Here is an 11,050-nt window from a genome sequence, read left to right as displayed (position 1 = left end):
CCCATTTTTTTGGGCAAAATTCCACTCAAAGTTCAACTCTGAAATCTGGTATCACCCTTTTGTTTTAGTTCAAACTCTCTTTTTTTAGAAAATTCTATCCTCCTCTCTCCTAAACAAAAATCCTCCGATAATGGACATAAGAACCAACATAAGTATCATTCCATTAATACCAAGTGACGGAATATCCGACTTATAAGTCTCACAAGCACACTCACCATCAATAGAGATACTTCCCTCTCCACTCTCTCTTCTACCAACATCAAGAATAATATACCGTATAGGTGTCGGTGTTCCAGTAAAACCATCTTCTGGCGTAAAGATAACTACACCATCTTCCACGCTCCATACACCCTCACCTGCTACTACAATACGCGTACCTCTATTACCATTAGAATCTATTAACAGCACCGAAGAGATATTTATATCTCCACTATCATTATCCAAAATATTTATAACAATAGAGTTTGACCCATTAGCCAATCCAATATCATTGTTTATGACTATAATCTGGACTCCAATCTGACCAATTATGATATTTGCCATATTGCTTCTGTTTCCACTACTATTAGCCACGGTGTACCCAATCGGTGTTGGAGTTCCTGTGAATCCTGCCTCAGGTGTGAAGCTCACTAGACCACTCTCATTGACACTCCAAACACCCTCACCTGTTACAGTTATAGTTTTTCTATCTCTGCTTAGAGTCATTATAGAGCTTCCATTTACTGGAACAATCAGCTCAACGCTAGAGGCTACAATATCTCCTCTATCGTTTCGTATCACATTAATCAAGGTTGGGTTGCCGACATTTAGAGTGGTTCTATCATCAATCGCCAAGAACTCATGCCTAATATCAACCGTTGCACAGTTTGAGTTTTCGCCTGATGTTAAAAGGATTGTATACTCTATATCTGTTGGGTCACATCTAAATCCATCTTCTGGAGTGAATGTAATTGAACCATCACTATTTACCTGCCACACTCCCTCTCCCTCAACGGTCAAGATTTTAACACCCTCTCCATTACAACCTATCTGGACTCTGTTAGATATGATATTTGTTGTATCATTTGATGTTACATCTATATTATAGGTTATATTATTATTGATGGTCGTTGAACTGTTGTCTATAACTGTTGAGTTATAGATAATGAGTGTATCATCTACAGCATCAGGATAGATAATTGTGATAGTTGCACGATTACTTACATCACCCTCATCCTCTCTCACGACATACTCTATCGGTGTTGGCGTAGAGTTGAAACCACTTTCAGGGGTAAATATAACTGTTCCACTGCTATTAACACTCCAAATACCTTGACCAATTACCTCTACTCTCTCCACTTCGCTACTGTTAATTGGGTCAATCAACCTTAGGCTTGTTGGGTCTAGTGGACTGCTTGTAGCCTTATCATTATCAAGTACATGAATCACTATAACCTGACCTCTAGCACCATTTACAGAGTCACTGTTTGCAACTGGTGGATAGTTAACTTTTACCTCTGAACCTGTCTGATTCCCATGATTATCCTCTACACTATAGCTAATCGCCGTTGGGTCACCTGTGAACCCATCCTCTGGAGTGAATGAGATAGCACCTGTTATTGGACTGACTTGCCATACACCCTCACCTGTTACTGTGATTGTTTTTCCATCTTCACTGACTACAGCACCATCCATCGTTGTTGTTATTTTCAGTGTTGAAGTATCAAAACTATAAGTTCCCATAGTATCATTTGCCAAAACGGCTATAGTCACACTATCACCACTAACACCCTGCGCAATATCCATACTAGAGCTTGGCATATCATATCTCCTGATACCTGCATCTATGGTCACAATATTTACAGCACCCCCAACAGAGAAGCTTTCTGTTTTTCCATTGCTACCCACATCAGAGTCTTTTGTATCATCAGCACCTTGATCTTGGTGAGAGAAGATATAGTCTGTTGGTAGATTACTAAACTCTACACTATAGGTTCCAACATTCACATTGGTAAAGTGATACTCCCCACTTGCATTTGTTGTTGTAGTATCAAGAGCAGTATCTGTGGAGTCACTAAGTGTTACACTCACACCATTGACACCCAGTTCACCCTCATCTTGGATACCATTTGAGTTCTCATCATACCAAACTCTATCACCAACTGTTGAGCCTTCTTGATGTAGACCCATATCGACGGTAGCGTTAATCTTACCTGCTTCAAGTGTTATAACCTCTGTTCTACCCTCTGCATTGGTATCAGAGTCTAGTGCATCATTATCCTCTTGGTTTTGCATACTTACAAAATAACCTGTAGGTATATCAAAGATAAGGTAATAATCCCCTACTTCAATACTGCTAAACTCATAGTTACCATTTTCATTAGTAGTCGCTGTCGCTATCTTCTCATCTGTATTATAGTTATATAGAGCCACCTTGACACCCTCTATTCCACTCTCTCCAATATCTTGAATACCATCTTTGTTGACATCACTCCATACCAAATCACCCAACACAGCTTTTGATGGTGGACAGATAGTCTTATAGATACCCATATCCCAACCCAAACTATTTTGACCAGCGATTAGCGTTGTCTCTTCTGTTACAAATCTCTTATCAGAGTTTTTATAGACATCAGAGTCTTTCTCTGCATCACTTCCCTCATTTTTAGGAGACAATATATGACCTGACGGCAAAAGCTTAAACTCTGCATAGTAATCCCCAGGGGCGATACCAGTAAAGATATAGTTACCATTCTCATCAGTCATCATCGAACCGACTGCACCATTTGCACCAAATAGAGTTACATTGACATCTTTTACACCATTCTCACCCTCATCTTGGATACCGTTGTGGTCTGTATCTAGCCATACAAAGTTACCAAAGCTAACTCTCTGCTGATATAATCCCATATCTACAGTTGCATTATCCTTGCCTGACTCCAAAGTAAACACGCTTGTTCTACCTGCACTATTGGCATCTGAATCTTTGGTATCATCTCCACCTTGGTCTTTGTCGGAAATTGCATAACCTGCTGACGGAGTAAATACAATATAATAATCAGCAGGAATCAGACCATCAAAGAGATAAAGCCCACTACCATCAGTCGCCGTCCCAGCAACAAACTCACCACTTGCTCTATATAGCTCAACTTTTACATCTTTTATCCCACTCTCACCTGAATCTTGGATACCATTTTTGTTAGCATCATACCAAACCTTATCACCCAATTTCACAGGCTTTTGAAAGAGTCCCATATCGAGTGAATTATCCTCTTGACCTGCTACAAGAGTTACAATATCCGTCTTGCCTATTGTATCTGCATCAGAGTCTTTACTATCATTGCTACCCCTGTCTTTTGGACTAATAATATAGCCATTTGGAACTATAAATTTAACAAAATACCTATTTGGTGCTAAGTCTCCAAACTGATATATACCTTGACTATTTGTACTTTTGGTTGCTATTAGCTCACTATTATGAGTATAAAGCTCAACTTTAATCCCTGCAATCCCTCTCTCATCACCATCTTGAAGACCATTCTCATTGCTATCATACCAAACTCTATTTCCAAGTTTTGCAGGAGCTTGATATATACCCATATCCACAGTTGTTATCTCCTCACCTGCGATTACGGTAATGAGTGCTGTTTTACCATGAGTATCGGTATCTGAATCTTTAGCATCATCACCACCTTGATTCTGCTTGGTCACCTTATATCCTGTAGGAATTGAGAACACTACTCTATACTCCTCAGGCTCCAAATTCTCAAAAAAGTAGTTACCATTCTCATTTGTCTGCGTAGTAGCTATCTCTTTTTTATGGATGTCAAATAGCTTAACCGTCAGCCCACTAATCCCTGGCTCACTATCTTGTATACCATCTCGGTTAATATCAAGCCAAACCCTGTCACCCAAAGTTCCCAACTCTACAGTAGTCTCTTTTCCTCTGTAGTGGCTACTATCACTAGCTGTTACACTCTTGCCCTCAGGGTCTAGTGATTTTACAGTGGCATTGTTCTCATAGTAACCCAAAATAGCTATTCCAGTTTTTTTACAAACCATCTCTTCGTTTATCACCAAATTATCTTGTGAACAGTAGACAACCCCCTCCTTGCTATCAATTAGTTCAATATTAGATAGATTGACATTACCACTATTTGTAATCTTGTAACTCCATGTAACAGTCTCACCAACTATAATATTGGCAATACTCCCACCATTGGTCAACTTCTCAATAGATATACTAGGCTTTGGAGTCTGATACATCCCTGCATCCCAACTCACATTGGCATCTCCATTCTCCACCAAGATAGCATCTGTCTTCCCACTCTCTATATCTGCATCAGAATCCACATCATCACTACCAATATCTTTTTTGGTTAGAGTCCAACCATCTTTGACAATAAATTTAACAAAATACTCACCTGCCATCAAATCCATAAAAGCATACGAACCATTATCATCAGTCACACTCTCTTTTATCTTCTCACTACTATCATAAAGCTCAACCTTAATCCCCTCAAGACCAACCTCATCAGTATCCTGCTTACCATTTTTATCCATATCAAACCAGACTCTATCACCAAGCATAGCTTTTCCACTATCAGGATAATCAACTCTCTCTTTTGCCACATTTGACCAATTACCCTTACTATCAGCCACCTTATACTCAACTGGCGTAGGGTCATCTATAAACCCATCTTCTGGAGTGAATGTAATATCTCCACTACTAAGGTCAACACTCCAAACCCCTTCGCCATCTACAATAAGCTTGTTACCACCATCTGTAGCATCAGAATGAACCAATTTAACGGTTTTTGGGTCTATATCACCATCTGCATCACTATCATTTTGTAGAGTTTTTAGAGTTACAGCCTTGCCAACCGCTCCCCCTTTATAGTCATCTTTAGCTACAGGTGCTACAGGGTCAATTACTGGTTTCTCTCCACCCTTGTAGTGACTACTATCACTATCATAAACAGCCGTTCCTATTTCACTTTTAGCCTCTACTTTAACGATATTTTTATAGAGACCCTCTCCTGCTTTTCCATGCTTGGAGGTACAAGTCATAGAGTTACCAACTTCAAGAGTAGTTTTAGGACATATAACTTTTCCCTCTCTATCATCACTCACAACTATAGCCGTAAGCTTCATATTGCCGATATTGCTAACTACAAAACTCCATACAACAGCAGAGTCATACTCCAACTCGACAGCCTCCGACGCTTCATCTGCATCAACACCATTGGTAGCTTTCTCTATCTTGATTTTGGGTTTAGACTCCTCACTTCCTCTATAGTAGCTTGGGTCACTATCCTCTACCTCTACCCCCTGCTCTGTCTTGGCAATCACTTTAGCCGTGTCACCATAAAGCCCCTCTATCGCTATACTCTTTTTAACTGCACATTTCATAGACTCATTTATATTAAGTGAACTCTCTGGACAAGATATAGCACCTGTTTTAACATCTGTTGCAGAGATATTTTTTAGTACCACATTACCCTTGTTACTAACACTATAACTCCACTTAATCTCCGAACCAAACTCAACAGCTACAGCATCAGCCTCCCTGTCAGCATCCACCCCATTGGTCAACTTCTCTATATCAATCTTTGGTTCAGGTTTGATATAGATACCCATATCCATACAATCATTACTAGACTCATAGAGATTGAGTCTGCTCTTTCCACTATCATCCACATCAGAATCACTACAGCTACCACTCTGGTCTCTTGGACTTACCGTATAACCCACAGGAGTTGAAAATTGGACAAAATAGTACTTATCTGCAATCACATTTTCAAAACTATAAATACCAGAACCATCTGTTTTTGTCTCTGCTACAAGATTACTATTTTTATCATAAAGCTTCACAACAATAGGTTTATCATACCCACTCTCATCGGAGTCCTGTTTACCATTGAAGTTACTATCAACCCATACTCTATCACCAATTGTTACTCTTTTATCAATATCACAACTAGGAGCTAATACATTGCCAATAGCGTAATATGTACCACCTTTAACAGCATACTCTGTAGAAGTTGTTCCCATCTCTCCCTTTACAATAATCGTATAGATAGCAGATGTGCCTTTGGCTTGACCCTTATCCCATTTGTACCCAGCCAAACCTGTAGTTGGGTCTCTCTCTCCAAATGTAATAACATGACTGGAATCCTCCACACACGCACCCATATCCAGTACCCAATGACTTAAATCTTTCTCCTCATCTTTAACACTCATTTTATAAGTAAAGGTTGTTAAGTTGTCTCTGCTACTATATTTAGAATTTTCAAGTGTTAATTTCCAACCTACTTCATCTATATCTTTTTTCTCAAAAGATTTTCCTGCAACAGCATTCAGTGTCACTATAGCTAAAAGTATAAGCACTATTTTAATCCTCTGTAGATAACCATTTGGACTTAACATAATATATTCCTTATTTAAAAAATTTAATTCTTAATTTTATATTAATTTTTCTTTAATATAGTTTTTTAAAATAATTACTTATACTATAGTTAAGGTACAACAGAGTAAGCTGTTGTAGAGATAGGTGTTTGTGTTATATGAGGTTGGAGATATTTGAAAACTATGATTTTTTGTTAACTCTTTTAGGAGATATGGAAAAAATTGATTTTATGCTAGATGGTGCGTTGGCAAACGCACCCTACACATATCTATCTTTTAGATGTATCTATCCCTGGATTTTCAGGGGTTCCGACATAATCACTAGGAGTAGAGTAGCTATACTCTATAAAGGCATAAGCTATACCCATAATAATCAACCCGAGAACAACAAGACGAACTGTTCTTCTCTTCTGTGGCGACTCATTGTTATCATAATCATCTATCTGCTCTAATGATGGTTCACCTTCTAATTTCATTTAAAATCCTTTATCATTTTTTAAGTTGTAACATATAAAAGCTTAAACTTCATAGTTTTATGAACAGTGTCCACCACCACAACATCCACTATCGGCTTTTGTTGGAACATTCATAGCGATACTAAAACGACTACCATTTTCACTTAGCGTAAAACTATGCTTCTGACAAAACTTATCATTCATATGATTTACCATCGCCTGAGCCTCCATTAATGCATCATCGTTGCTCTCATAGCTCTTGTTATTTTCAAAATCACTTTTCTTGAAACATCCACACTCTTTATCTACTGTAATTGTAAACATCTGTTATCCTTAGATATAAATTTAAATAATAGTATCAGATACTCTCTTAAATAGGAGTAAATTTGTCTTACTTAAGATATAATACTTTTAAGTGAACACTGATAATAGCTCACTATGGCAGACGCTACACATTGTCTATACTCTTTTCTTTAGAATTTTGAGTCACTATGATGAAGATAGAACCAAAATACTAAAACTTGGACTATATCATCAACCGATGCACGATTAGTTAGACTCTTATAACAAACGACTCTCCCAAAATAGCTCCTCTTCTAGTAAAAGAACAGAGAAGATGCTAAAGATAAATCCTAAATATGTATTGAAAAATTATATGTTACAAGAGGCGATTGAGGGTGTACAGAGAGGTGATTTTTCTATATTTGATGCACTCTTTAAGATAGCACAAGACCCATATGCTGAACATAGTGATTATGAACAGTGGACAGGTGCTATCAGAAATTGAGTTGCTCTTCATCAAAGCAAAGAGCTTTTTTTAAATTGCTCTTTTTACTTAAAGAGCTTTTTTAGCCTCTTGCAAAGCAGATATTATCTGGTCTATATTGGCTTTTGGAAGATGTACTTTCCACTCTGGCTCTGTTGCATCAGCTTTTAGCGAGATACCAATACTTGCAATAGCATCACTCTTAGCTCCATAGGGTTGCTCTACTATTGATATAGTAATGCTTCCATCTGTAGTTCCATCTAATCTCATTTTATCTATTTGAGTTACTGTTCCACTCATAATTTTTTCCTTTTTTAATATATGTCTTGAAATTATATCATATTATTATATTTATAACGCCTCCTCGTCCACCTCTCCTGTACGAATCCAAACGCTACTACCATAAAACCGTGTTATCAGTGCTAGAAATTTATTTTTCATAAATTTACTCCTTTTTTTAAAATTATAAATATACAGATAATTGTATAAAAATTAATTAGCATGATGGAGATTTTAAACCCAAAAAGAATAACTTAAAATAATATTATATATAATTTTAACTAAAAAAATAAATAACAATTTCATGAATATAATGCTAAAATCATTAAGCTGAAGTAATAATAAAATAATTAATTAATATTTATTATTAAATGTTTTATACTAATTTGATGAGGAGCATTAAAGATGAAAAGAGTTATTGGTCTAGGATTAATTACCTTTATGTTATTGATATTGACGGCATGTGGTGATGGAGATTCAGGGGGTACATCTTCTTTTACAGGAAGTTCAACTCACCCTGTCATTACTTCTAAATCTCAATATGAGGTTGAGGAGAATGAGATTGGTGTGATGACAATTACAGCTACTGATACCAATCAAGAGAGCCTTACCTATTTTATTAGTGGAGAGGATGCCATTAGTTTTGATATCAATACCAGAACAGGAGATGTTATTTTTAGAAATCCTCCAAATTATGATATCAAATCATCTTATAATATTATTATCATTGTAAGAGATATAGTGGGAAATGAGTCGAGTCAAAATATAAGTATAAATATTAAAAAACGAGTAAAAATAGAGGATGATATTACCCCACCAGAGTTTAAGTCACCGTTGAGTTTCAGTGTTAAAGAGAATCAGATAGATATTGATAGAGTTAAAACATCAGATGTCAATATCGTAAACTACTCCATTAGTGGTAGTGATGCAAACCTCCTATCCATCAATAGTGTAACTGGGGTTCTAACTTTTCAAGTCTCTCCAGATTATGAACTAAAGTCTAGCTACAGTTTTACTGTGACAGCAAGAGATAGTGTAGGAAATGAGAGTAGTCAAAATATTACCATAAAGATTATAGATGTGGTAGAGACAGGAGTAGATAAAGAAGCTCCTATATTTACAATTGTTAATACCATTGGTGTTAAAGAGAATCAAATTGATGTCATGACACTGAGGGCAACAGATACCAATAGTATTAGCTATTCTATTAGCGGTACTGATGCAAATAGTTTTAACATCAATAGTTTATCAGGGGTTATAACTTTTAAAAATACTCCTGATTATGAGAGAAAATCCTCTTATAGATTAACCGTAATGGCAACTGATAGTAAAGGGAATAGTGCTACAGAAAATATTACTGTTAATATTATTGATATTTATGAATCCTCTACTGTTAATGTTCCTGAACCTATTACTGATAATACGCCTCCTATTTTTACTTCATCAACCAGTGTAAGTGTCAACGAAAACCAAACTAATGCAATAAAAGTTAGTGCAACTGATACCAATAGCATTACTTTCTCTATAAGTGGTACAGATGCTAGTAGTTTCAATATCAATAGTTCAACAGGAGTTGTGACTTTTAAAACTGCTCCTGATTATGAGGTTAAAAGCTCTTATAGTTTTACGGCAAGAGCGACCGATAGTAAAGGCAATAGTAGTACCCAAACTCTATCTATAACAATTTTGGATATTAGTGAAGTTGATGAAAGTGTCTATTTTATTACCACTTGGAAAACAGATAATAATGGTGTATCTAACAATAATCAAATTACAATTCCCACTACAGGAGGTGGGTACAACTATCGTGTTGATTGGGGAGATGGCACTACTGATGAAGGAGTAGCAGGAGATATAACACATACCTACTCTACCATTGGCACTTATACTGTTGAAATATCTGGGGATTTCCCTCGTATTACTTTTGGTAGATGTTGGAATATTTCCTCTACAACTACTGATAGCTCAAAATTACTCTCCATTGAGCAGTGGGGAGATATTAGATGGACTTCTATGGAAGGAGCTTTTGCTTTCTGTGATAATTTAACTGGAAATGCTATAGATGTTCCTGATTTATCTAATGTTACCGATACTTGTAGTATGTTTATGTATGCTGAAAAGTTCAACCAAGATATAGGAGATTGGGATGTTTCTAATATTACCAATATGGGTGCGATGTTTGGTGCTGCTGAAAAGTTTAACCAAGATATAGGAAACTGGAATGTCTCTAAGGTTAATAATATGATCTATATGTTTGATTGGGCTAACAGTTTTAACCAAGATATAGGGAGATGGGATGTATCGAATGTAACTAATATGGAAGCTATGTTTCATAGTGATTCTCATCCTTCTTTTAATCAGGATATAAGTAATTGGAATGTTGCTAATGTAACTAATATAAGTAGGATGTTTAGTGGTGCTTCATCTTTTTCAAATCATGATTTAAGTTCTTGGAATGTTTCAAAGGTTACAAATTATTCTAGTTTTAGTGATGGATGGGGAACAGGAAATATAGAACCAAATTGGTAATAAAAAGATTATCTTATGAGAGAGTCTAAACTACCAGTACCTCTCTCTATTAAAATGCTATCTTGATTCCCATCGCTCCAAGACTAAAAGAGGTTCTTTCACAATCTTTCCTGCGTGGAAGTGTATATGAAAGCTTAAGTTTAAAAAATATTTTTTAGATAATTGAACTCTCATATGCATATCCCACCGAGGACGGATGGGAACGAGTCAAATTTCTAAAAATAAAATCCTATAGCTACTCTTTAAAGCTGTTGGACTCTTGCCAATATAAGTATCGGCAAATATCGCTTCAAACTCATCTTTGGAGTTCTCATCATAGTAGTACTGTAGTGTTGAGAGAAAGAGAGACTTACCAAATCGCCTAGGGCGTAAAAAGATGAAAAAACTCTCGTTCATACTCTCTAAGGTCTCAATAAATTTGGTTTTATCTATATAGAGATAGTCATCATCTACTTTTATTTTTTTAAAGTTACTCTCACCGTATATTATCTTCTTCATCTTTTTGCCTTGGCATGTTGTTTTTTGTTTCTATTATACTCTTTGGGACTTAAATCTTACTCTTCTTATTCTATTGACCATACCAAGAAGGAGTCTTACTAAACAAATCTTGCAACTCTCATATGCATTCCATCTG

General features: G+C 36.3%; 8 protein-coding genes. 3 read left to right on the top strand and 5 right to left on the bottom strand.

Features of this window, described 5'->3' with window-relative positions:
• Window positions 1–84: 84 nt before the first annotated feature.
• From GSY74_RS03795 to GSY74_RS03785, 3 genes are all read right to left on the bottom strand, one after another.
• Complete coding sequence (locus tag GSY74_RS03795) at window positions 85–6,408, bottom strand: SdrD B-like domain-containing protein (RefSeq protein ID WP_164663777.1); 6,324 nt, start codon at window positions 6,406–6,408, stop codon at window positions 85–87.
• Between the two features lie 248 nt (window positions 6,409–6,656).
• A complete protein-coding gene (locus GSY74_RS03790; protein WP_164663776.1) occupies window positions 6,657–6,863 on the bottom strand; it encodes a hypothetical protein in 207 nt (68 codons plus the stop codon).
• A gap of 57 nt (window positions 6,864–6,920) precedes the next feature.
• Window positions 6,921–7,166, bottom strand: coding sequence for a hypothetical protein (locus GSY74_RS03785; RefSeq protein ID WP_164663775.1), 246 nt, complete (start codon window positions 7,164–7,166; stop codon window positions 6,921–6,923).
• 91 nt (window positions 7,167–7,257) lie between these two features.
• Between GSY74_RS03785 and GSY74_RS03780 the strand changes: the two genes are divergently transcribed.
• The gene (locus tag GSY74_RS03780; protein ID WP_164663774.1) at window positions 7,258–7,395 is read left to right on the top strand and encodes a hypothetical protein; all 138 of its coding nucleotides are present in this window, start codon (window positions 7,258–7,260) and stop codon (window positions 7,393–7,395) included.
• 63 nt (window positions 7,396–7,458) lie between these two features.
• Window positions 7,459–7,629, top strand: a complete 171-nt coding sequence (locus GSY74_RS03775) for a hypothetical protein (protein WP_164663773.1) — start codon at window positions 7,459–7,461, stop codon at window positions 7,627–7,629.
• A gap of 48 nt (window positions 7,630–7,677) precedes the next feature.
• Here the strand turns inward: GSY74_RS03775 and GSY74_RS03770 are convergent, their stop codons facing one another.
• Window positions 7,678–7,908 carry a hypothetical protein gene (locus tag GSY74_RS03770; protein ID WP_164663772.1) on the bottom strand — a complete coding sequence of 77 codons (231 nt, stop codon included), beginning with the start codon at window positions 7,906–7,908 and terminating at the stop codon, window positions 7,678–7,680.
• A gap of 384 nt (window positions 7,909–8,292) precedes the next feature.
• Between GSY74_RS03770 and GSY74_RS03765 the strand changes: the two genes are divergently transcribed.
• Window positions 8,293–10,416, top strand: a complete 2,124-nt coding sequence (locus tag GSY74_RS03765) for a BspA family leucine-rich repeat surface protein (RefSeq protein WP_164663771.1) — start codon at window positions 8,293–8,295, stop codon at window positions 10,414–10,416.
• Window positions 10,417–10,623: 207 nt separating this feature from the next.
• On the opposite strand, the gene GSY74_RS03760 is transcribed toward GSY74_RS03765, so the two are convergent.
• Window positions 10,624–10,914: an AAA family ATPase gene (locus tag GSY74_RS03760; RefSeq protein ID WP_164663770.1), complete on the bottom strand. Its 291-nt coding sequence runs from the start codon at window positions 10,912–10,914 to the stop codon at window positions 10,624–10,626.
• Window positions 10,915–11,050: the final 136 nt, after the last annotated feature.

Origin of the sequence: Sulfurovum sp. bin170 (assembly GCF_010892395.1) — a bacterium.
In the GTDB taxonomy this organism is placed as follows: domain Bacteria; phylum Campylobacterota; class Campylobacteria; order Campylobacterales; family Sulfurovaceae; genus UBA1140.
The sequence above is the reverse complement of the archived record's forward strand: the minus strand, read 5'-3'. Positions and strand labels throughout refer to the sequence as shown.